Source organism: Persicirhabdus sediminis, from assembly GCF_016595495.1.
In the GTDB taxonomy this organism is placed as follows: Bacteria; Verrucomicrobiota; Verrucomicrobiia; order Verrucomicrobiales; family Akkermansiaceae; genus Persicirhabdus; species Persicirhabdus sediminis.
Map to the genome: position 1 here is coordinate 364,136 of NZ_JAENIM010000039.1, position 23,051 is coordinate 387,186.

15 protein-coding genes are annotated in these 23,051 nt (G+C 49.4%); 8 read left to right on the forward strand and 7 right to left on the reverse strand.

What is annotated here, in order from left to right:
* Positions 1–116: 116 nt before the first annotated feature.
* The 5 genes from JIN82_RS09010 (at position 117) to JIN82_RS09030 (ending at position 5,810) form a co-directional block, all read left to right on the forward strand.
* Positions 117–2,015 carry a hypothetical protein gene (locus tag JIN82_RS09010; RefSeq protein WP_200311297.1) on the forward strand — a complete coding sequence of 633 codons (1,899 nt, stop codon included), beginning with the start codon at positions 117–119 and terminating at the stop codon, positions 2,013–2,015.
* A 31-nt stretch (positions 2,016–2,046) separates the two neighbouring features.
* On the forward strand, positions 2,047–3,354 hold the full coding sequence (locus tag JIN82_RS09015; protein WP_200311298.1) for a dicarboxylate/amino acid:cation symporter: 1,308 nt from the start codon (positions 2,047–2,049) through the stop codon (positions 3,352–3,354).
* Positions 3,355–3,454: 100 nt separating this feature from the next.
* Entirely contained in the window at positions 3,455–4,450 is a 996-nt protein-coding gene (cobT, locus tag JIN82_RS09020; RefSeq protein ID WP_200311299.1) for a nicotinate-nucleotide--dimethylbenzimidazole phosphoribosyltransferase, read from the forward strand.
* Positions 4,451–4,452: 2 nt separating this feature from the next.
* The gene (cobS, locus tag JIN82_RS09025; RefSeq protein WP_200311300.1) at positions 4,453–5,256 is read left to right on the forward strand and encodes an adenosylcobinamide-GDP ribazoletransferase; all 804 of its coding nucleotides are present in this window, start codon (positions 4,453–4,455) and stop codon (positions 5,254–5,256) included.
* Positions 5,253–5,810, forward strand: coding sequence for a histidine phosphatase family protein (locus tag JIN82_RS09030; protein WP_200311301.1), 558 nt, complete (start codon positions 5,253–5,255; stop codon positions 5,808–5,810). The genes cobS and JIN82_RS09030 overlap by 4 nt, the downstream gene beginning before the upstream one ends.
* A gap of 100 nt (positions 5,811–5,910) precedes the next feature.
* Here JIN82_RS09030 and JIN82_RS09035 read toward each other — a convergent pair whose 3' ends face one another.
* Entirely contained in the window at positions 5,911–7,248 is a 1,338-nt protein-coding gene (locus JIN82_RS09035) for a DEAD/DEAH box helicase (RefSeq protein ID WP_200311302.1), read from the reverse strand.
* Between the two features lie 409 nt (positions 7,249–7,657).
* On the opposite strand from JIN82_RS09035, the gene JIN82_RS09040 reads away from it, so the two are divergent.
* Together JIN82_RS09040 and JIN82_RS09045 are read left to right on the forward strand one after the other, a co-directional pair.
* Positions 7,658–10,612 (forward strand): glycoside hydrolase family 2 protein, encoded by a 2,955-nt coding sequence (locus tag JIN82_RS09040; protein WP_234041882.1) that lies wholly within the window; start codon positions 7,658–7,660, stop codon positions 10,610–10,612.
* 156 nt (positions 10,613–10,768) lie between these two features.
* Positions 10,769–11,854 carry a hypothetical protein gene (locus JIN82_RS09045; RefSeq protein WP_200311304.1) on the forward strand — a complete coding sequence of 362 codons (1,086 nt, stop codon included), beginning with the start codon at positions 10,769–10,771 and terminating at the stop codon, positions 11,852–11,854.
* Positions 11,855–11,926: 72 nt separating this feature from the next.
* Here the strand turns inward: JIN82_RS09045 and JIN82_RS09050 are convergent, their stop codons facing one another.
* Positions 11,927–13,087: a PQQ-dependent sugar dehydrogenase gene (locus JIN82_RS09050; RefSeq protein WP_200311305.1), complete on the reverse strand. Its 1,161-nt coding sequence runs from the start codon at positions 13,085–13,087 to the stop codon at positions 11,927–11,929.
* A 178-nt stretch (positions 13,088–13,265) separates the two neighbouring features.
* Here JIN82_RS09050 and JIN82_RS09055 point away from each other — a divergent pair, with 178 nt between their 5' ends.
* Positions 13,266–14,903: a carbohydrate porin gene (locus tag JIN82_RS09055; protein WP_200311306.1), complete on the forward strand. Its 1,638-nt coding sequence runs from the start codon at positions 13,266–13,268 to the stop codon at positions 14,901–14,903.
* A gap of 121 nt (positions 14,904–15,024) precedes the next feature.
* On the opposite strand, the gene JIN82_RS09060 is transcribed toward JIN82_RS09055, so the two are convergent.
* The 5 genes from JIN82_RS09060 to JIN82_RS09080 form a co-directional block, all read right to left on the reverse strand.
* Positions 15,025–17,190 carry a TonB-dependent receptor plug domain-containing protein gene (locus JIN82_RS09060; protein ID WP_200311307.1) on the reverse strand — a complete coding sequence of 722 codons (2,166 nt, stop codon included), beginning with the start codon at positions 17,188–17,190 and terminating at the stop codon, positions 15,025–15,027.
* A 373-nt stretch (positions 17,191–17,563) separates the two neighbouring features.
* A complete protein-coding gene (locus JIN82_RS09065) occupies positions 17,564–19,513 on the reverse strand; it encodes an alpha-L-fucosidase (protein WP_200311308.1) in 1,950 nt (649 codons plus the stop codon).
* A gap of 288 nt (positions 19,514–19,801) precedes the next feature.
* Positions 19,802–21,550: a DNA polymerase/3'-5' exonuclease PolX gene (gene polX / locus JIN82_RS09070; RefSeq protein WP_200311309.1), complete on the reverse strand. Its 1,749-nt coding sequence runs from the start codon at positions 21,548–21,550 to the stop codon at positions 19,802–19,804.
* 3 nt (positions 21,551–21,553) lie between these two features.
* A complete protein-coding gene (locus JIN82_RS09075) occupies positions 21,554–22,075 on the reverse strand; it encodes a hypothetical protein (RefSeq protein ID WP_234041883.1) in 522 nt (173 codons plus the stop codon).
* 52 nt (positions 22,076–22,127) lie between these two features.
* Positions 22,128–22,946: a hypothetical protein gene (locus tag JIN82_RS09080; protein ID WP_200311310.1), complete on the reverse strand. Its 819-nt coding sequence runs from the start codon at positions 22,944–22,946 to the stop codon at positions 22,128–22,130.
* Between the last annotated feature and the right edge of the window lie 105 nt (positions 22,947–23,051).

Here is a 23,051-nt window from a genome sequence, read left to right on the forward strand (position 1 = left end):
TGTTTTTAATCAAAATCACCCTATCTAGTTGATCGTGGACAAATAGTGTCCCATGCACATTCTGGCAATTTTCGGTTTAGCTGAAAGTGTCCAATCAGTGGTGCGTAGAGTTATGTGTGAGCGATCAAATTAAGCATTCATTTGTCTATTTGCTAGCTGGCGGCATGGCCGTTGGTTGCTTGGCAATGGCTGTTGATTTGTTTCGTCCAACTGGGCCAGCTGAGAAACCGGCTGAGCTGGCTGCGCGGCCAAGTAAACGTATTGTTTCTGCGCGGGAGGTTGAATATCGAAGCGAACTCATCGAGCGGGCGAAACGCCAGCAGGAGGCAGTAGAAGCTGCGCAAGAACGCAAAGAAGCTGTAGCTGCCGCTAAGCAGGCGCAAGCTCAGCAAATGACTCTGCAGCAGTTAGCGCAGAATGAAAAGATAGAGCAAATGGCTCGCGACCTCGCTGAGATGCATCAGGCGAGTGATGAGGCAAAACGACTGGCTGATATTCGCCAGCAGGTTCTAACTCATGCTGGTCATATGGCGGTGCATAGCGAGAAGCCGTGGCAAACTTTGATTATCGTTGCCGAGGCCTACGAAGAGGAAGGTGATGTGACGGCGATGAAGTCGGTGCTCGGGGATGCGGAGAAGTTAGCCCACAATCCAGTTGATGCCGATGTCGCTTCATGGGCAATTCGCGATGTGGTGAAGGCTATGGTGAAGATGCGGCTCGACGATGAATCACTGAAGGCGATAGAAAATATTTCCCATCCACAGGCGCGCGATCTAGCTACCTTGGATGTGGCTGTGTGGTATAGCAATCAAGGCGATACGCAACTGGCTAAAGATCTCAGTAAATCAATTTCTAACGAGCTAACTAAAGATCAGTTGTTGGTTTCGGTGGCTGAGGGTGAATCCGAATATGAAGGACTCAACCGCGCGGCGCTCACTATTAATCAAATCACCAATGCCGCGCAGCGAGATGATGCCTGGGGGAAGGTAGCCATGAAGCTGAGCCGTGCAGGAGATTTTCCCTCAGCTGAGAGTGCTATTAACCGCATGACTAACGAGGCGAAGCGCGACCGCACGCTGGTTACTATGGCTAGGGAGTTAGCTAAAAATGGTCGCGCTAGTCGTGGCATGCAGATGTTAATGCGCATGAGTAATTCGGCGATGATAGATGCCGCGTTATGCGAGATTTCCAGTGATTATGCGCGCCGTCACGAGTTCACGACGAGTGAGTATTTCAGCGAGCGTATAGCTAGCAAAGGTAAACGATCAGCGGCTATTTCTACGCTAACAATTGAAAAGAGTAAGCGCGGTGAGCTAGATGAAGCGCTAGCCTCAGTGGATGTGATTCCGGAAGAGTTAGTTCGTGAGCGCACGCTGCGGTCTATTGCTGGCGTGATGGCTCGTTTGAATAACCCGCGGCGCGCACGTAATGTAGCTAGACGGATTCAATCAGCCAACGAACGCGACTTGGCATTTGCGAGCGTGGCTGCAGCGGCGGCTGTAAAAGGGGAGACGAGCATTGCCTTCAATACCATTCAAGAGATTAGTTTGCCTCACGCCAAGGCGCTGGCTTTGTTAGCGTTGGCGCGTAGCCAGTATGCGGCGGGCCATGTACAAAAGGCGACGACGCTACAGGAAAAAGTGGTTTCCTTGCTCGCTGAGGTGGAGTCCAATGCGCAGCGCGATCAGGTGTTAGTTGGGGTTGCTAGATTGCTTCAGTTCCAGCACGATAGTTATGTAGCTAGCGACTACTGTGCGCTAATCTCGAATGTTGGTTTGCGCGATAAGATTTGGAGCGAGCTGGCTGTCACGCAGATCAGGCAGGGGAATTTGGCGGCTTCGCAGGCTTCTGCTGGGCAGATAGTCAACGAGCAATTGCGCAATCGATGTTACGACGCGACGGCAAAGGTATTTGCTCAACAGGTTAAGCCTGAATCTGCCATAGTTAAATCTCGCGAGCTGGAAACTCACCGTCAGCGGGTAGTTTTCTTGTGTGAGATTGCAGGCAAGATTTGACCTCACAGCTTGAGCATGTTTGCCTGCGGGTATGAAAAAGTTACCGGCTCACTGGCAAATGTTGATTGCGCTCATTCTAGCAGCATCAACTGGGTGGTTATTCCGACGTCTCGACAATGCGGGCTCGGGGGAATTTATTTCCGCCGCAGTAGCTACTTGTGAGTTTATTGGTAATCTATTCATGCAGGCGCTGAAGATGATCATCGTGCCATTAGTGGCGGCGTCTATCATTGCGGGCATTGCTGGCTTGGGCAATGTGAAGGGGTTTGGTAAGTTAGGGCTTAAAACATTAGGTTTCTACAGTATGACCAGCCTGCTGGCGATTCTAGTGGGTTTGATGTTTGTGAATGTGCTAGAGCCGGGGCGTACCAATGGTGAAGCTAACCGAGAAATTCAAGCTGCCTTTGACCGCGAGCATGAGCAGGCAAGTGAGGCGAATCTAGCTAAGGTGGAGAGCGCAAATAGCAAGAAGGGCAGTGATTTTGTTGATATCTTTAAGAAAATGGTGCCGCCAAATATTTTTGCTGCGGCTTCTAATAATGGTCAGTTGATAGGATTGATTTTCTTCTCAATCTTATTTGCGATTGCGATGACTAGTTTGCCAGCACGGCAGATGGAGCCGCTGCTAGGTGGGGTGTCGGCGCTACACGAGGTGATGGTGCGCATGACGCAGTGGATCATGGTGATGGCGCCTATCGGAGTTTTTGGTTTGCTGTTACCTGTTGTTTACGAAACTGGACCAGAGTTATTTTTGTCCTTGGGTAAATATTTCCTCACTGTTTTGTTAGCTCTGGGAACCCATCTGTTTATCACCATGCCGCTGGTTCTGAAGCTTTGTGGTAATGTGAATCCATGGGCGCATATGAAGGCCATGCGGGTTGCTCTAATGACGGCATTTTCAACCGCCTCGTCATCGGCGACCCTGCCTGAGACCATGGTGTGCGTAGAAGAGAACTCAGGCGTTTCTAAGCGAGTGACTGGATTTACCCTGCCGCTGGGAGCAACGGTGAACATGGATGGCACCGCGCTATACGAGTGCGTTGCGGTTCTGTTTGTTGCCCAGGTAATGGATATTCCTCTCGGTCTGGTGGCGCAGTTTGGTATCGTTCTGACTGCTTTGCTGACCAGTATTGGTGTGGCTGGTGTGCCATCTGCTAGTTTGGTGGCTATTTTGATTATTCTCAATAACTCAGGCATCCCTAACGCGAATGTAGCGGTGACCGCGCTGTTGGCTGTCGATCGTCTGTTGGATATGACACGCACTGCGGTGAATGTGTTTGGTGATTCATGTTGTGCGGTGGTGATTGCTAAATCTGAAGGTGAAAGTTTGAAAGTCTAACTAGATAGTAAATATAGTGTTTTAGTTAGGTGTGGTGGTCGTCTCAATTCGTCTTGTGAGATGATCGCTGTGGTGGATGATAGAAATGCATTAGGTATAGATGATGAAAATTTCAGCAGATGAAGCAAGAGAGCAGGCGTGGGGAAGACAGAGTCAATTGACCAAGCCGCCGGGAAGTTTGGGTGAGTTAGAAAATATTGCCGTTGAGCTGGCCGGGATCCAGAGGACCAACGAGCCAGTGGTGCGTCCGGCTGGCTGTATTATTTTTGCGGCTAACCATCCTGTGGTGGCGAATTGTCCAGAAGTGAGTGCTTTTCCGATGGAAGTAACATCGGCGATGGTGGCTAACTTCGAGGCGGGTGGAGCTGCGTCTAGTGTTTTGTGTGCGCACCACGGCATGCCGCAGGTAGTCGTTGATGTTGGTGTTTCGATAGATGTTGATGGTGTAGGCGATTTGCGTGATGGTAAGGCGATGAGTATGGAGCTTTGCCGCCAGTCAATTGCTGCGGGTGAGGCGGCGGTGCGCGACATGGTTGCCCATTCAGATGGTTTGAAATTATTAATTTTGGGCGAGATGGGAATTGGCAATACTACAGTGGCGGCGGCGCTTACTGGAGCTGTGTTAGGCGAATCAGCAGCACGTGTTACAGGTCGCGGGACAGGTGTGGCTGACCCATCCTACATCGTCAAGCTGGCGGCGGTTCGGCAGGCATTAGAGAATGTGGACGCCACGTCCGCGGAGACCATGCTTGCTAGTGTGGGTGGTCGTGAAGTGGCGGCTATGGTTGGTGCAATGATAGCAGCGGCTGAGCTAGAAATTCCAGTGTTAGTGGACGGCTATATTGTTACCAGTGCAGCTTTGGTGGCGGTGGAGATGCATGCTTCAGTGCGTGATGTATTATTGTTTGCTCACCAATCGCGTGAGCAGGGGCACCAGTTAGCTCTGAAATCGCTTTCCGCTAACGCATTGCTAGATATGAACTTGGCTCTGGGTGAGGCGAGTGGCGCATTGGTGGCTTACCCGATGCTCGAGCAGGCGTGCATCTTACATAATAAAATGGCGACCTTTGAAGCTGCGGGTATCGTCAAAGAATAGGCATGATATTTTTCCGCTCCATACGCGCATCTGTGCTGTTTTTGACCCGCATCCCGCTAGGTGGTTACCCCTATAGTGATGAGGAAAATAAATGGAGCACGGCACATTTTCCTCTAGTTGGGGCGATGTTAGGTGTCTTGGCTGCGCTGGTTTATTGTCTGGCATTTAGTGTGCTTGGCCCATGGCCAGCTAGCTTTCTGATGCTGGGTGTGATGTGTCTGCTAACTGGTGGCTTTCACGAAGATGGTCTAGCTGATACGGCGGATGCAATCGGCGGTGCCTACAACCGCGAGAAGTTATTTGAAATCCTTAAGGATAGCCGCCTGGGGTCGTTTGGCACATTGGCTTTGGTTGTGGTGATTGGTTTTAAAATGTCCTGCCTAGCAACGCTGCCGGACAAGGTGTTAGCTTCTGCGGCTGTTGGTGACCATTCACTTGCGTTGACCATGTTGGGCTTGCTTGTATTCACTCAATCGCTGTCTCGTTTGTTTCCGGTGATTTTGTTGGTATGTATGCCGTATGCGACCACTGATGCGGCGGCGAAAAGCCGTCAGGTGAGCCGAGCTGATTGGCGTCAGGGGGTGACTGCGATCATCTGGGCGGCATTAGTGCTGGCGGTGTTAGTTTTCACGCAGCTGATTTCAGTCGAGTTAGTAGGCGTGTCTCTGCTGGCTGGGAGCGTGCTGGCAGTTTTGTTAGCTCGCTATTTTCATTATCGAGCTGGCGGTGTAACGGGCGATTTTCTTGGTGCTAGCCAGCAGCTGATAGAAGTCACCTTGTTCATCTGTATATTTGCTTGTTTATGATCATTGTCCTTAGGCACGCGCCGCCAGCTGAGAAAATGGCTGGCATTTGTTACGGTCAGCTGGAAATCCCGCTGGCAGTAGATCATGCTGCGGCAGCTGATAGGGTAGTGGGTCGACTCGTGCAATTGGGTTATCAGCCAACGGATGTCATCTCTAGCGATTTGCAGCGATGCAGTGGCTTGGCAGAGCAGTTGCTAGACCATTTTCCGCAGGCCAGTATGGCTGCTGACGCGCGCTTGCGTGAGCTCGACTTTGGCGAATGGGAGGGGATCAGCTGGGATGAACTGCAGCTGAATGATGGTGAGCGGCTGGATAGCTGGATGAGTGATTGGCTATTGGCGTCGCCGCCAGCTGGTGAGTCATTGCCTGAGCTGGAGCGACGAGTTTTTGATTTTTGTGACGAGCTAGATCACGAGGGTAGGTTGGTTTTGTTAGTTGCTCACGCTGGCTCAATTCGCGCGCTGCGTCGCTATTTCCAACAGGATCCGCTAGATTGGCTTGAGCTGATGAATCAGCCAGTTGAGCATTTGGCTGTCGAGCTGCTGGTGATGTGAATTGTTAGCTGACGAAGCTGTTGTATTCTAGGCAAAAAAAATAGCCACCCAGCCGGATTGGCTTGGATGGCTATAATGAGAATTTTTTTAGCGGCTAGGTTTAGCGCTTTTTGCCATTTTTGTTTGGTCGGCGCTTGGCGGTTTTCTTGCTCGCTTTCTTTTTACCGAATGTGCGGTTTTGTTTGGCGTCGAGTCCGCTTTGGAACCGCTTCGATGATTCTGAGCGGTTGACCGAGTGGCGCTTTGGTTTGACCTTTTGTGGTTTTTCGAAGCGGCTGGATTTATCTTCTTCTGGTGCAGGCACATTGTAGTTGAATCCAGCGAGTTGGCGCACGGCGATGGTGCGACCGATGTGTTTTTCCAGCTTGGCGAGACGGTTTTGGTCAGCCGCGGTATTAAATGTGATCGCGTGACCGGTAGCTCCAGCGCGTCCGGTGCGACCGATGCGGTGGATGTAGTCTTCGTTGCTTTCAGGGAAATCGAAATTAACCACGTGAGTGATGGAGTCGATGTCGAGCCCGCGAGCGGCGATGTCGGTGGCTACAAGTACGCGGATTTTGTTTTCACGGAAATCGCGGATGGTGCGTGAGCGGTGGTTCTGGGACATCTCACCGTGCATGGCGGCGGAGTCGATGCCGGCGCGCTGCAGGTCTTTGGCGAGTCCAGCTACTTGGTCGCGGGTGCGTACAAATACGAGCACGGAGAAAAAGTTGTGGTCATCAAGCAGGCCGATGAGCAGGTCAGTTTTTAGGTGTTGCTCAGCTGGGTAGAGGAATTGCTCGATGGTGCTGGCGGTATTGCTGCGCTTGCCTACTTCTACGATTTCTGGCTTTTCCATGAAATCTGCAGCGAGTTTTTCCAGCGGCTTAGGCAGGGTGGCTGAGAAAAGTAATGTCTGACGGCGATTTGGCAGCGGGCGGATGATTTCGATGATGTCGGGGAGGAATCCCATGTCGAGCATGCGATCGGCTTCGTCGAGAACGAGGAATTCTAGTTTGCCAAACTGGCAGTGGTTGCCTTTTTGCAGTGCGAGTAGTCGGCCAGGTGTGGCGATGACGATGTCGGCATTGCTTTGTAGTTTTTCAATCTGATGTTGCTCGCTGGCGCCGCCGGTGACGACGACGGTGCGCAAATTGGTAAATTTTGCGTATTTGCGGATATTTTCGTGGATCTGGTGAACCAGCTCACGAGTGGGAGCAATGATGAGCGCTTTGGTGTGACGTTGGTTGTCACTGCTAGTTGCTTGGCAGAGTTTGGATAAAATCGGCAGGGTGAATGCTGCGGTTTTGCCGGTGCCGGTTTGGGCGATGCCAATAAGGTCGTGGTTTTTGACGATTTTGGGAATGGCACGTTGCTGAATCGGCATGGGTTTGGCGTACCCAAGCTCGTTGATCGCTTTGGTAATTCTCTCTGCTAGGCCTAATTGCTCGAACGACATACTCACGAGATAGTTCCGATCAGGTAAAATACAAGTTATTTACCGTGTCACTTTTCTCTGCTGTTTGCAGCTGGATCGAGGATTATTTTTAATTGGGACAATATTTGCGCATCTGTCGCAAATTATAATACCTGCTGGCAAGTATTTAGTTGATGGTTTAGCAACTATTAGTGGTCGATATTTTACTTATTCAGCTGTGATTTAACTGAATGTCATGTTTTTTTATCATTTCGTGGTGATTGTTTATCATTTTTAAAACACTTCACTGGCTGTGCAAGATTTGCGTTAAATATAGTAGTTGACGCAAAATGTGGTAGGTTTAAGATGCGTATTATATATCAACATGAGGACACCAACTAAATGGTCAACCTTGCTGGCAGCAGCAGGTGTGACGACAGCTTTTACTACTATGCTGAGCGCAGAGACGCTCAATTTTAACCCCGCTTGGAAGTTCATTAAAGATGACGTTGAGCAGGGACAAAAAGTCGATTTGGACGATTCCAGCTGGGAGACAGTCTCCGCGCCGCATACCTTTAATGATGTGGACACCTTTGACGATTGGTCCGAGCTCGGCCACGTGGGTGAGCGCGATCAATGGGATGGACGTACTTGGTACCGCAAACATTTTGTTGCGCCTAAAGAATGGGACGGCAAACAGATCATTCTGGAATTTGAGGCGATTCGCCAGCTGAGTGAAGTGTATATCAATGGCGTGAAGCTAGGTGGCTCAGAAAATGGTTTTGTGCCATTTGGTTTCAACCTCAGCAAGCACCTGAAATACGGCGAAAATAACGTAATCGCGGTGATGGCTGATAATAGCTTTGTGCGCGATGAAGAGGATCAAGGCCACAAGTGGGACGCTTATGAAGGCGGCGCTAAACTGCCATGGAATAACCCACACTGGCACCCAGCTCACGGCGGCATTTACCGCAATGTGAAACTGCACGTTAAGGATGCGGTGCATCTCACGCTGCCACTTTATGATAATCTGGAAACAGTAGGTACTTATACTTACGCGCTGGATCCATCACGCGAAAAAGCAACCATCGGTGTGGAGCCAGAGGTGATGAACTCAAGTTCTGAGTCGCAGTCGCTAGAAGTTATCTCATTGGTATTTGATGCCGATGGCGAGCAGGTGCTCGAGCTGAAAGAATCCGCCAAACTTGCAGCTGGCGAGAAGAAGGTGATTCAGATGCGCGCGCAGCTGGAGAACCCACGTTTGTGGGAGCCGGCATCACCACATGTTTATACGGTGAAAACTCAGCTGAAAGTTGACGGCAAAGTGGTAGATGAAAACCAAGAACCACTGGGTGTGCGCTGGATGCAATTTAATCCGCACACAGGTTTTTACATCAATGATCGCTATGTGAAAATGAAAGGTTGGGGGCAGAAACCAACCAACGAATGGCCAGGTCTAGGGGCTGCTCAGCCAGATTGGATGCACTATTTCACCATGCAGCTGATGGCTGAAGCGAATGGTAACATGGTGCGCTGGGGTCACTGCGCTGGCGCCAAAGCCTCATTAGTGGCGTCTGACCAACTGGGCATTCTCACCCTGCAAGTGGGTGTGGACGGTGAGCAAGACGTAGAAGGTCACCCATGGGAAGTGCGCGCTGCCGCATTCCGCGATATGATCATCTATTTCCGCAACCATCCATCCATCGTTGTTTGGGAAGGTGGCAACCGCCGCGTTTCTAGACCACACGTGGTTGAGCTGACTGATTTTATCAAAAAGTACGATCCGCACGGTGGTCGTGGATATGGACATCGCTCACCTGATACTGTGGTTGGCGAATTCAGTAATGTTTCTATCACCATGGAAGGTGGCGGATTCCGCGAAGGCATGACTCCTATCGAAGGTGAATATAACCGCGAGGAGAGCCCGCGCCGCGTCTGGGATCGCCAGACACCTCCATATGAAAATTGGCACGCTGTGGGTAGTTACGATCTCACCGCCGAGCAGTTTGCGCTCAACCAGTGCTGGCAGTGGGACAAAGTAAGCTTCCGCGGCCACGGTGGTGGTGCTAACTGGATCTTCTCAGACTCCACATCAGGTGGTCGTGTGAATACAGAAGTTTCCCGTACCTCAGGTGAAGTTGACGGTGTGCGTTTGCCAAAAGAAGCGTATTACGCCTGCCGTGTGATTTTCTCAGACGAACCAGACATGCATTTGCTTGGCCACTGGAACTATCCAGCTGGAACTAAAAAGACACAGTATGTGATTTCTAATGCTGAGGAAGTGGAGCTGTTTTTGAATGGCAAGTCACTGGGCAAACAAAAGCGTACCGTTGGTACTGACGTGAGAAATAACAAGCACCCGCTGATTTTCTCATGGGCAGATGTGCCATTTGAAAAAGGTGAAGTGTTAGCTGTAGCTTACATTGATGGCAAAGAAGTTTGCCGTCACGAGAAGAAGTCTACTGGTGACGCGGTCGCGCTGAGAATTACTCCAATCCTTGGGCCTGACGGTTTCCAAGCTAACGGTAGTGATGTGGCTCTGTTTGATGTCGAAGCTGTCGATAAAGATGGCAAGCGTGTTTTGGTCTGGAATGGTAAAGTTGACTTTGAACTCAGCGGCCCAGGAATCTGGCGCGGCGGCTATAACAGCGGCAAAATCAAAACCATCAACCATACCTACCTCGACCTCGAGTCTGGCATCAACCGTGTGGCTGTGCGCTCAACTCTCGAGCCAGGGGAAATTACCCTCAAGGTGACCACCGAAAAAGGACTCAAAGCAGGGTCTGTTAGCGTAAAGGTTAACGATGCTAAAGTTGCAAACGGTATCAGTGGTTACATGCCACCATTGCCAGCAGCTGAGCCAACTGAGCGACTAGCAGCGCCTCCAGCTGAAGATCTGGAAATGGCCAAACGTGATAAACCACTCGAGCTGGCGAAAGTTGACGGCATCGTTAGTGACCTCACCTACACAGGTCCATCACCATCAGGAGCTGACATTGTGAAGCCAATGATTGGCCAGCCAGCATTCAGTGATTATCCAAATCCATTCAAGGTGATTCACCCATTAGTGGCAGAGTCTGAGCAGATCCGTCTGCCATTCCACGACTGGGATTACTGGGCGGCTGATGTGGTTGGATTTGTTGTTGATAAAGACGCATGGGTCTACGTTGGCCACGTTCATTCACTGCCGTCACCTGCATGGCTCGATGAATTTGAAAAGCTAGACGCGTCACTCAGCCTGAACAATGGTAAGGAGACTCACGAGCTTTACAGAAAGCATTTCAAGGCGAACTCAGAGATTCTCATTCCAAGTAATTTGGACATGAATCAAGAGCAGCTGAAGAAGATCAAACAGAGACATATGCACTTCCGTCAGATGATGATCTTCGTGGTAGAAGATAAATAATTCTAGCTAGAAAAAGCTTAAATAATATTTGCCAAGCGTGCTCCTAATTGGGAGCGCGCTTTTTTTTGTTTCTTATTCATTATTAAAAACTTGTATCATCCTGGGCTGTTTGTGATAGAATGACAGTTCCTGTATCAATTAGTACCCTATATCAATATGAATAACTCCCCAAAATCCCCCCACATTAGATACCCAGACGCAACTCTGGTGATGACCTTTGAGCCTGCCCGCAAACATCACTGGGCACGTCTTCTCAAACATCTAGCTGAAGATCAAACATTGGTGAACCTCAGCAAAACTACCTTCAGCCAAATTCATGAGCTGCAGCATTATTGTTCTAAATCTAAAGGTGAAATCGTGCCGCCGCAACGCGTGCCATTGACTCTAGCTGGCAAACGGCTCGAGCTGATCATCACCTGCGGGCGACTGCTTAGTTTTGAATTCGAAGGATACGACTTCACCAGCGAGCCCGCTTCCAGCCAGCTGGAAAACTTCTTCACCGAGCTGGTCATTTTGCTCTCGCTCTCAGCTTCCCTGAGAATCAAAGATTCGCAGAATGAAAAGGCGCTGATGAAAATTGAGGCCAGAGATCATGCGCGGAAAGTTGCGCGTTTGGCATTGATCGAGCAGGTGGAAATCCCACGCAGCCCAGCGGTGTCAATTGCCAGCATGAGCTACAACGCAGCGCCATCTGAGCAGGTATTTGTTGATAGTATTACCCGCTGCGAGCTGGATGATTGGAATGGCGCGGCTCCTGGTGACGACGACTCATTGGCTGATTATTTCTCCGAATACCATGGCGAATATACCGCGTGGTTTGGCATCGTCCGTGAGGTCTGGTTCGATAAAGAAAAACAAGAAACCCACATTCGTGTGGAGCATAAATATTTTGATGGCATCGTCGATACCCACCTACAAATCACCTCTATCTACGGAGCTGGTGATTTTGAAGTCATTGTCGCTGGCGAGATTGCCGAGCAGAACTTGCCTCTGCTCAGTCTAGCTAGATTCTACGGTGAGGTGGGCGAGACCAAAGACCGTAGCATCTGCGTCTACGCCGACTACATTCGCTATTGGGATTGGGGCAAATTTGCCTTCATGGATTACGGCCTAGATGGCAGTAATCCTGAATGGGTGAAACTTCGCAAAATCTCAGGATATGAAGTTTATACCACCAAACCTAATACAGCATTTTACGAGAGCTTGTTAGGCTGTAGGCATGCCTACAGTGAAGCGTCATAGCATGTGTGTTGACCAGCTGGGGCAAGCTTGTTGCTCCAGCTGGTTTTTTGTGCCTAGCTAGCATTCTACCAGCTAGTTTTGTTCGGTGATTTGGTGAATCCAGCCAGCCAGCGTGACGATGTACAGCTCACCCTGACCATCTTGGCCAAACGAGGCGATGCTTCGCAGGCCACCATTTTCAGCTTTGAGAATATTTGACCAATCTTTCAGCTGCGCCGCCTTGCCTGCTTCTACCTTGAATGACCAAACGTGCGGCGTGACGTAGTCGGCAAAAAAGTAGTGGCCGTCTAGCGATTTGATTTTCCCGCGGTAAACGCAGCCACCGGTGATAGATAAACCTTCGCCCGCGGCTGAGCCGTGCGCGTAAACGTGAATTGGGTCGATGGCGCCAGCTGGCTTTTTGCCGCCCGCTTTTTTGTTGGGGGTTTCTATCAACCCTTCACGCAGCCGCCAGCCAAAGTTGGCGCCGCCAGCAGATCCAGCTGGTAGATAGTTAATTTCTTCCCAATGGTTCTGCCCAACATCGGCAATATAGAGGTCGCCAGATTTGGCATCAAAAGTGCAGCGCCATGGGTTGCGCAAGCCATAGGCCCAGATCTCATTCAGCGCTTTATCATCATTCACAAATGGGTTGTCGCCAGGGATGGAATACGATTTCTCCACAGAAACATCCAAACGGAGAATTTTCCCAAGGTGAGTTTTTAAGTCTTGGCCAGCATCTTTTGGGTCGTTAGCCGCGCCGCCGTCACCAATACCCGCGTAAAGAAATCCATCAGGGCCAAATTCTAACCAGCCGCCATTATGATTTTTGTACGGTTGATCAATGGTGATTAGTTCTTCCTTAGTCGCAGCATCCGCTGTCATCAGCGAGGCGTCCGCTCTGAATCTAGCAATTTTCACCGCGTGATCAGCATCTGTATAATACAGGTAAAATCGTCGTGAGCTGGAGTAATCTGGGCAGAAGGCCATGCCGAGAAGTCCTTGTTCGTTAGCTTGCACATCGATCACTGAGGTGAAATCCATGAAGAGCTTGGGTTGGCCAGTAGCTAGATCATAGCTGTAGATCATGCCTTCTTTTTCTACCACCCAGACTTTGCTGTTCTCCCCAGCTGGGGAGCCTAACCAGAGTGGCTTGTCGAATTTATGACTTAAGGTTTTGAGTTGTATCGGTCCAGCTAGACTCGCTGTGACGCTCGCTATTAATGCTAGAGTAAGATGTGGGAGAGTGCGCATGAATTGCATTATAGTGATGACGGTCTATCTGCCAAGGATTTGCATGAGCCGAATTACCTGCCTAGCTGGTGACTTGTTGTATCCTAGACGGTGTTCCGGCGCTAGGTGATCGATTGCAAAGTTAACGTATGTTTAACCTTGATTGAATATAGCCTTCTGCTAATTGTTGGAGTTAGTGATGAAAAAGTTAATCTATCTGAAATTGTCGCTTGCCTGTCTGAGTTTTCAGTTGGTGCAGCTGCAGGCAGCGGAACAACAAGCTGTGGTTGAGGCCGATGATGCCGCCGCTATCTTGAAAGAAATTCGCTCTATGCGCAGCGAATACGAGGCTCGTATCGCCAAATTGGAAAACCGAGTGATCGAGTTAGAAGGAAAAAATGCTGAGTTAAAAAACTCGGTGAAGAAGCAGAGCAATGACATTGATAGCTTAGCGAAAAAATCTAGCAAGCCAGCTGCAGTGACGAGTACGGCAACCGCAGCCACTAACTATGGCGCTAAGTCAGGCATGCCAACGGATCTTGCTCCATCACATGATGAAAGTGAGACTCCAGCTGGTTTTGCGACTCAGCTTACCGAGGATGGATTGACCAAAGGTTTTGAGTTTCATGGATATTTCCGCTCTGGTTATGGCATCAATGAAAATGGCGAGGTGATGGAGGCATTCAAAAACCCAGGTGCGCAATCTAAATTCCGCTTGGGTAACGAGACAGAAACTTATATCGAAACGGCCTTCAGCTATCATTTCCCCGAGTTAGATCTAGATGATGGTAAAGAATTTATGGTAGCCGTTAGGACGTCGTATGTAATTCCCGATGCTTTGGGTTCTGATAGCACACTGAGTATTCGTGAAGCTTATGGTCAGGCATTAGGTGTTTGGGAGGCTCGCCCTGAAGTTAGTTTTTGGGCTGGTCAGAGGTTTTACGACCGCTGGGATGTGCATATGTCGGATTTCTACTATCTCGATATGAGTGGATTTGGTGGCGGTATGGAAGGTTTAGACCTCGGTTTTGGTAAGCTATCGGTCGCGTGGTTAGGCGGTAGTATTGATGCATTGAATTCTAACGCGTCAGAGGAGCTCAATGAGGTGAATACAAAAAACAGCATCGATTTTCGTCTTTCCGATATCGAACTTGGGCCAGGTGTTGGTTTTGTTTGGCTCGATCTAGCTGATCTCGACGATACTTTTAAACCTAACGAGCAGAATGTTGTTGTTAATGGTTCTGGTGGTATAGCTGGTGGATTTTCCTATGAACTGCAGGATGTGTGGGGTGGTTACAGCCGCACCATGGTGCAGTACGGTGTAGGGGCAGCAGCTAAATTTAGAACCACTCAGGAAGATTACAGCTTCTTGGATCTGCCTACAGATCCGCTCACTCCGACCGTGGTGAATACGGACGATAGCTGGCATTTTCGTGCGGTTCAGGATCTAGTCATTCAGCCTAACGAGTGCGTGAGCATGCAGGGCACGATTGTTTGGGATGAAGTTGATGTGGGTGTTGAGGGCATGGACTCACGTAATAGTTGGGTCTCATTTGGTCTGCGTCCTCAGTATCATTTCACCGATCATTTTAGCGTCGCATTGGAAGCTGGTATTGACTATGTCGATAGCGATCTGTTTGACAGCGGAACAGTTTACAAATTTACCATTGCTCCTCAGCTAACGCCCAAGCGCGATTATTTCTCTCGTCCTGCATTGCGCCTATTCTTGACCTGGGCGACTTGGTCTGACGACTTAGAAGGCTATGTAGCACCACGGACTAACGGCGATGATACTAGCGGTCTATCAGCTGGTATTCAGGTTGAGTCATGGTGGTAAGCCAGTATTTTATTTGTTAATGCTGATCGCTGCAGCTGTATAACATTACCCAATATAATAAATGCCCGCTCTGTAAAACAGAGTGGGCATTTATGGCTTAGGGAAAGGGTCTATCTAATGATTAGAACTCAATTGTGCCGCCGAGGTAGAAACGACGAGGGAAAGCTGGGCCGTAAGTATATCCAGGGTCACGATATTGACCGCTGTCTAGGTCGCTCTGGAACTGGTTGAAGACGTTTTTTACGCCAGTGTTCACAGTCAGCGGGTATTGGTTGGCGATGATGAATTCTTTGCTCAAACCGAGGTCGACATCAAAGAACCAGTCCGTTCTTTTTAGTTCATTTCTTACGAGGTCGCCGGTGTTTGGGTCAGAGATAATGTGGGGAACATCCATTGGGCCAGTAGCTTTTAAGGCTACAAAAACGTCAAACCAGTCGTGTGAGTAGTTGAACTTAATTTGACCTAATGACTCAGGTGTTTTTAGATAGTTAGATGAGTAGATAGGGTTGTCGAGTGGGTCGACTAAAGTATCATCACCGAGAACGAGTTGTGGGTTTTCATATTGCAGCTTTTGCTGAATCCATGAGAACTCAACGCGCCAGATATCAGCATAATAGCCGAGGTTGAATTCAACACCACCAATAGTAGATGATTCACCGTTAGTTCTGAGGAACTCGACTCTATCATCAGTTTCGCTGAGAGGTTCAAGGACAAAGGTGTCATCCAGCCAAGTGTAGAAGGCATTCATTTCTAACTTCCAGTTGTCATCAATTTTCCACTCTGGAGCGATAGAGATTGTGGTGGCGCTTTCTTCTTTTAAATTTTCATCTTGATAGATGACTTCAAGATCGCCGCCTACAGTAGCAATGTGAAGGTCTTCGTCAAAGACTTGCGGGGCTCTGAATCCTGTAGAAACGCTAGAGCGAATGCGGAAGTTGTCGTTAGCTTTGTACATGACCGCAGCGCGAGGCGAGAAGATGGGGTCATTGATCTCAGAGTGCCAGTCTACACGGGCCCCATATTCCAATGTCCAAGCGTCAGATACGTCCCAGCGGTGCTGGGCTAAAATGCCGAAATCAGTGTAGGTTTCATCTAGATTGCGATCTACGGAGGCATGTTCGTCTGTCAATGTTTCATAGCTGTACTGAGCCCCAACAGTGAGTATACTGGTATCTGAAAACTCGTAGTTTGCGGTTACATCAACAAAGTGGAGGTGGTTTTCAGTGGTGCCAAAACCAAGATCAGGAGTCCAATCTGGATTGTAGTAGGGGGAGTCTGGATCCGGTGAGCCAAGCGCCACGATTCCTCCGTAGTATGAGTCACGGTCTGTGCGGGCGTATGAATAAGCCATAGATGTGCTGAGCTTTTCATTGTGGTCTGCTAGCCATTTGGTGGTGAATACATGGCGGTCAGTGTCAGCAGCTTCGCAGATCAATGACATGTTTGGCGGTCTATCAAAAGCATCTCCTGCGTCACCACCTCGCCTTTCTTCGCGGGTGAACATATAGTCGAATACAAACTGCGAACGCTCTGTAGGAGCCCATAGAGATCTCAGTCCCATGGCGCCTAACTTTCGCTCGGAGATGTTTGTGAAGCCATCTTTATTGATGTCGATTGGTGGTAAATAGTCGTAGTTGGCAAAGCCAGTTAGTTTTAGCTTGGAGTCGTCACTGACCCAGTCGCCGAGGGCAAAAAAGTTATACCCTGGACCGTGACCGAAGCTATCACCTGAGAAGCTTTCCACTCGGCTAGAAAATTGGTGACCAGTTACGTCTGGGTTACGTGGTATTAAGTTGATCACGCCGGCTACAGCACCAGGCCCGTATAGCACTGACCCTCCGCCTTTGACGATTTCAATTTGATCTATCATGCCTGTGGGTATTTGCTCGATGCCATACACGCTAGCTAGACTAGAAAAGTTAGGCATGCCATCGTTAAGGATGCTGATGTACGGCTGGGGGAGACCGAGCATTTGCAGGTTCATCTGGTTGCAGTTGCCGCAGGCGTTGTCTAATCGTAGACCCGGAGTGTATTCAATGATTTCAGCTAGTGTTCTAGCTTGGCTATCGTCGATGAGGGTGCGGTCAATGACCTGCGTTCTAACGAGCGCGTCAGAGAGCAGCTCTTGCTGCTTTGATCCTGTGATAACAAAGTGTTCTAGCTCGTCTAATTCGGTGCTGTGTACGTGGCCGTCATCCGCGGTGTGCACATGTTCGTCTTCGGCTCTAGCCAGAAGTAGACTGGCAAATAGCATGCACACGATGTTTTTTTTGGGGACTTTAATCATATTATTGCGATCTGTGTTTTGCTCTCATCTGTATTGAGATTGAGATTCAATAACATGTCTTGTGTGTTTGAACTGTGCGTAAATTGTTAAATTGTGTGCGGATACCCTCATGGCTTGGGGGTAGGTGACGATTATATGATAGATTGTTTGCCTAAGTCTCTAATCGCTAGAGTTTTGTTAATGGTGGGCGAGAGGGGTGCTCTAGCATGCCTGCTAGATAAAATTTTCCACGCTGAATGCCTGAGGGTGCGGGTGATGATAGGTTTACATAGTTGGTGGTGGTTTGATGGCACAAAAAATGCCAACTCCGCTTTGGAGTTGGCATTTTAGTTAGCTAGCTTTCGAATTACCGAAAGCTTAGCGATTAGATAGATTATTGAATGCTATCGTTTTGGCGGAGGATCGTTTTGTCGCGTTGAATACCAATGCTCAGCGCATCTAAATCAGTGGCTTTAAGGCCTGTGATTTCGAGGCGGAGTTTTGCAGGAATGTGCTCTTTTTTCACCTTCTTGGCGGAAACTTTAAAGTCGCCGACTTCAACGTGGCCGTTGGCGTCTACTGAGTAGTCGCTGCTCATGATCTTCTTGCTGCCTTCGTAGAGTGTGGCGGTTCCCTTAGCTGCGGTTTTGCTGCCGATCCACAGGGTGGCGCTAGGTACAGAGCCGCTTTCAAATTCAACGCTAACGCCGTCTTTGCTATCTTTAGCTGCAGAAAGATCGATGCGTGTTGAGTTGGCGATGAGGTGGTGGCCATATGGGTGCCAGCCCACTTTGATATTGCTAAACTTGAAGCCGTTACAATGTGGGTTAGGTGCCTTAGCTGGAAGTTTCACGGTTACGCTTTTATCAGCATTGGTGCTGTATTCAACTGGGCCATGGCCTAGCAGTTCAATTTTAGCGCCGTCTTCTTCACCTTCAATGATGACTGATTTGAAGGTCATTTCAGTGAGTCCTTCTGGCCAATGCATCGCCCACGCGTAGAGGTTTTTGCCATCTTTGCTCTGGGTGTAGCGTTTGTCATCAACTTGGAAGTTAGATGTTGCATGCTCGAGGCTGTTAGCTGCGCCTTTGTGACCAGTGCTGGTTTTTGTGTGACCTTCACCGTATGTGAGCCATGGGCGGCTGTCATAGATGCCTTCGCCACATGTTTCGTTAAATGCGCCAATGGCTCTGAGGCCAGTCATGAATTCCTCTGGGAATGTGCCTTTGTAATCTGGCCCAATGTTGAGCAACAAGGTGCCATTTTTGGCAACGATGTCGACGTACATATCAACCAAGCTGTCGTCTGGTTGTGTGGTTGGGTTAGGGTAGTAGAACCAAGCACTTGCACTGGTGTCAGAAAGCCATGGATATTCTGTGAGGCGAGGCATGTGGCCACGCTCGAGATCGAGTGTTCCGTATGTGCGGCTTTCAGCATCGCGTGCTTTGCGGGCTACTGTTGGGGAGTCTTGACCGTAGCTGCGAGCTTTGTTGTAGAAGTTAGCATACATTTGTAGCTGGATGTCGCGGTCCTGCCAGCTGAGGCCGAAGTCGAACCAGATAAGGTCTGGCTGATAATTATCAACAAATTCTCCAACAGCATCACGCCAGTATTCCTGCCACTCGCGTGGGGCGTGTTTCCACTCAGCGTCGTTTTTAACGCGTTCGCCTTTGTCGTTTTCGATGTATTTTTCTACCGCGTGGTGTTCTGGACCGTAGAGTTCTGGGTGGCCTGGGTCATATTTCCATGCGTTTTCCCAGTAACGATAACTGAATCCGTGGTGGAATGTGCCGATGAATTTCATGCCGCGCTTGCGCACAGCTGTAGCGACCTCGCCGCAGATATCACGTTTGGGTCCCATTTTTCCAGCGCAGAATGGATTGAGCTCGGAGTCCCACATGAGGAAGTTGTCGTGGTGGACGGAGACTGGGCCAGCAAATTTGGCGCCAGCCATTTCAAAAACATCCGCCCAGTGCTCGGCATCAAAATCATCTGCGGTGAACTTCTCACAAATCGCACGATAGTTGACTTCTTTTGGATCGCCCCAATATTTTTTGTGGTATTCATGACCGCCTGTGCCTGGGCGATAGAGTTGGCTACCATACCAGCCAAAGCGGCCGATGTTTTTCTCGTCTGGGTGCTGGATGGCGTGGGTCACTGGACCCCAGTGGGTGTAAATGCCAAACTTTGCATCGCGGAACCACTCGGGAACGACGTAGTTAGCTTGCAGGCTCTCAAGTGTAGGTTCATTTGGCCCGGGTGCTACGGGAGATTTTGACTCAGCCAGTGAGCTGCCCATAGTTAGGACGGTGCAGCCTAGTGTGATTATGGTTTTTTTGTTCATCTTACGAGTGTGACTATAAAATATATTTTCATCATTAAAACGGCGCTTGCCAGACAATTGTTTCAGAAAAATGCATTTTAGGGAGAATTCGGTTGCGCGTTGATTCTCAGTTAAATGGGAGAAGTCTATTGAGCTGTATGGATTTGGAGATGTTAATGATTCAATCTTTTATGAAAGAATTTAATCATAGTGAATCTTCAGTGGAGGTGCTTTAAAGTATTCTGCTTAACAAAAAAGCCGCGCAGCTGGATAGCTGGGCGGCTAGTTGATTAATGCTTTGTGATGTGTCTAGCGGATGCGTTCGCTTTTGCTTTTGCTGAGGAAACTGAGAACTTCATCGAGGTTCATGCAGTTGAGCACATCCTCGCGTCTGAGCCACCCTTTGCGGGCGAGACGCACGCCAAAGTGAAGGTTTTGTAGTTGTTCAACGCCGTGGGCATCTGGGTTGATAGAAGTCATTACGCCGAGGTCGCGAGCCTTGTGCCACCATCGCCAATCCATGTCTAGACGGCGCGGGCTGCAGTTGAGCTCAATGATAGTGCCTGTTCTAGCAGCGCAGTCGATGATCTTGTCAACGTTGACTGCATAAGGGTCGCGGCGGAGAAGTAATCGACCAGTTAGGTGGCCAATCATGGTGACGTGTTCGTTCTCCATGGCGCGGATAATGCGCGCGGTCATGTCTTTTTCAGCTAGCGTGAATGAGTTGTGCACGCTGGCTACACAGTAATCTAGCTGACTGAGGGTATCATCATCAAAGTCTAGCGAACCATCTTTGAGGATGTCTACCTCAGATCCTGCGATGATTTTGAAATCGTCCCATTGCTCGTTGAGTTGGCGGATTTCTTCTATTTGTTTTAGCAATCTATCAGCGTAGAGGCCATTTGCTTGGAATGAAGATTTTGAGTGGTCGGCAATGCCTAGGTATTGCAGGCCAAGGTCTTGTGCGGCTTGCGCCATTTCCTCTAGGCTATTGCGGCCGTCAGACGCGGTGGTGTGGTTGTGGAATGTGCCACGTAGGTTTTCTAACTCTACCAAGCGCGGTAGCTCGCCAGCGTCGGCAGCTTCAATTTCGCCACGGTTCTCGCGCAGCTCAGGTTCAATGAACTCGAGCTCTAGCGCGCGGTAGATGTCGCGTTCATCGACTACGTTAGGAGGCGCTGGTTGGCTGGTGTCTTTATGAGTAAAGGCGTATTCGTTGAGCGACCAGCCACGTTTGTTAGCTAGCTGGCGAATGCTAACATTGTGCTCTTTGCTGCCGCTAAAATATTGCAGGGCAAAGGGGAACTGTTCGTTGCTTACGGCTCGCAAGTCGCACTGCAATCCGTTGACTAGGCGCACAGCTGCTTTGGTTTCTCCCTTGGCAATGATTTCTTCGACCTCGTCTAGCTGGGTGAAGTAGTCGATGATGTCGGCTTGTTGTTTGGTGGCAACAAGGAAGTCGAGGTCATGTAGTGTCTCCTTGGCGCGCCGGTAGGAGCCAGCAATGGCGGCGCGGCTGGTAGACGGATGCTCTTTGATAGCAGCTAGGATGGTTTCAGCTAGAGCTGTGATGTCGCCAAGCCGGTATCTGCCAGCGAACTTCTCTTTAGTTTCGATCGCCTTGAGAATGTTGCTAACTGACTTGGGTCCAAATCCGCTGAGTTCTTTGATGCGGTCGGTCTCACACGCTTCCTTGAGAGATGCGATAGAGGTGATGTCTAGCTTTTGATAGAGCGCTTTGATTTTCTTTGGCCCAAGACCTTGAATTTCAAATAGCTCGAAAATGGTTGCTGGGAATTCACCGCGGAGGTTTTGATAGAATTCCAGTTCGCCTGTGGTGGCGAGTTCGTGAAGTTTATCTTGCAGAGCACTGCCGATGCCCTTGATACCCTTGAGTTCATTGTTAGCCGCCAAGTGGATGATGTCACCGTCGTAGTCACGAACAACATCAGCGCCATTTTTGTAGGCTTTTATTTTAAATGGGTTCTCTCCTTTGAGTTCTAGGAGTGTGGCGATTTCTTCAAGGATGTCGGCAATGGCGTCTCTGCTGATAGACATGAGTTATAAGGAATTGTGTGGGCGTAGGGTGATGTTGTTGGGGTCGTATGAATCTCGCGGTGAGAATAACCAGCCTGGATCTTTGCTGACGACGGCATAGTTTGTTAGCATGAATTCTGGCAGAAACTGGTTAGAGTTGATCTCGTAAACCGTCTTGCCGGTGTAATAACCATAGATTTTGTATTCGTAGTTATTGTCGAATCCATATTTCTGGTTACCGCTGCCATTTTCAGAAAATCTATCTGGCTGGCGACGTTTGCTCTCGTTGAACATGACAAGTTTGGCTGATGTCGCTGGTTGGCCAGGTTTGCGCAAGTATCCCCAAAAGCGGGTCTTGTTGACGTAGTACCGGCGCCCGTAATAGAAATTACCGCGCGCTTCAGTGCTAATCATTTGCTGACGAACTTCAGCTGTTGGGCCACCCATGTTGGGCACGCCCATGCCTCCTGAAGAGCTAATTGGTCCACATGAGGATAGGATGAGCGATCCTAGACCGAGAAAGGTAAGCGCAACTTGTCTTATCATGAATCGAGTTTGCACCTAGCTAGCTAGATCAATCAAGTTTCAAGTTACATTTCTAGCTGAGGCGGATCATGTCCCTGACGAACTGGTACCAGAGGTAGAGTAGCCCTTTGAAGGTATATTTAAAATATCCGTCTCCTGTTAGTTCGATGATGCCTGCTTGGAGATTGTGGTCAATCTGGCTGCGCATCTCAGTTTCTATCTCTAACTCGATGATGTCGGGGTCGGGGAAAAGCAGGTCGTCGATGATTAATCCCTGTTTGATGAGGTAGCCGTGGTGGCTTTCTAAAACCGCATCTGGGCAGGTGATAGAGCAGCTGACTTGGTTCCAGTGTGCATTGCTGGTTGGTTTTAGCGTCTGCGAAAATGGATAGTTAGTTGTGCGCCAAATCCCCTTGGTGACATCTTTGGAGCTCATGCTCAGGTAGGAAAAAGTGACGTGTGATTGTTCGCATAGGCATACTTGGGCGACCGTGCGTTCCTCGGGGTTCCAGTACAGTTCGAAGACTTGTTTCATGTCGCCCCAGTCCCAGCCGCACGCGCGAACGTGCTCGAACCCTGCGTCCTCCAAAACTTTGATTGCCTGGTGGGCTTCTGGATACAGCGAGATGTCTGGAGACATTTTTGGTTTCAGCTTGTTTTCCAGAGGCATGCGCAGGCTGCGAATGCGTGTTAGCAATTCGACCCACGGCAGCATGAACCAGAGCAGTGGTGAGACCATGCCGATCCAAATATTCTCACTGATGTAGTAGCCAGCTAGGCCAGTAGCGATGAGAAAGGTGATCGCACCGAGTTTGCGCACGGTACACGTTCGGCTCGATCTCAGAGCGACTGCGAGGATGATGACGGCTATGATGATAAGGAATTCGCGCATGGCTGAATGACTTTGGCGTGGTGTGTGGCACGCTTTGGTAGGTTTGCAGGGGGCAATTACCACCGCAATGTGGCACAGGAAAGATCTTAGTAAAGTGAAGTTGTT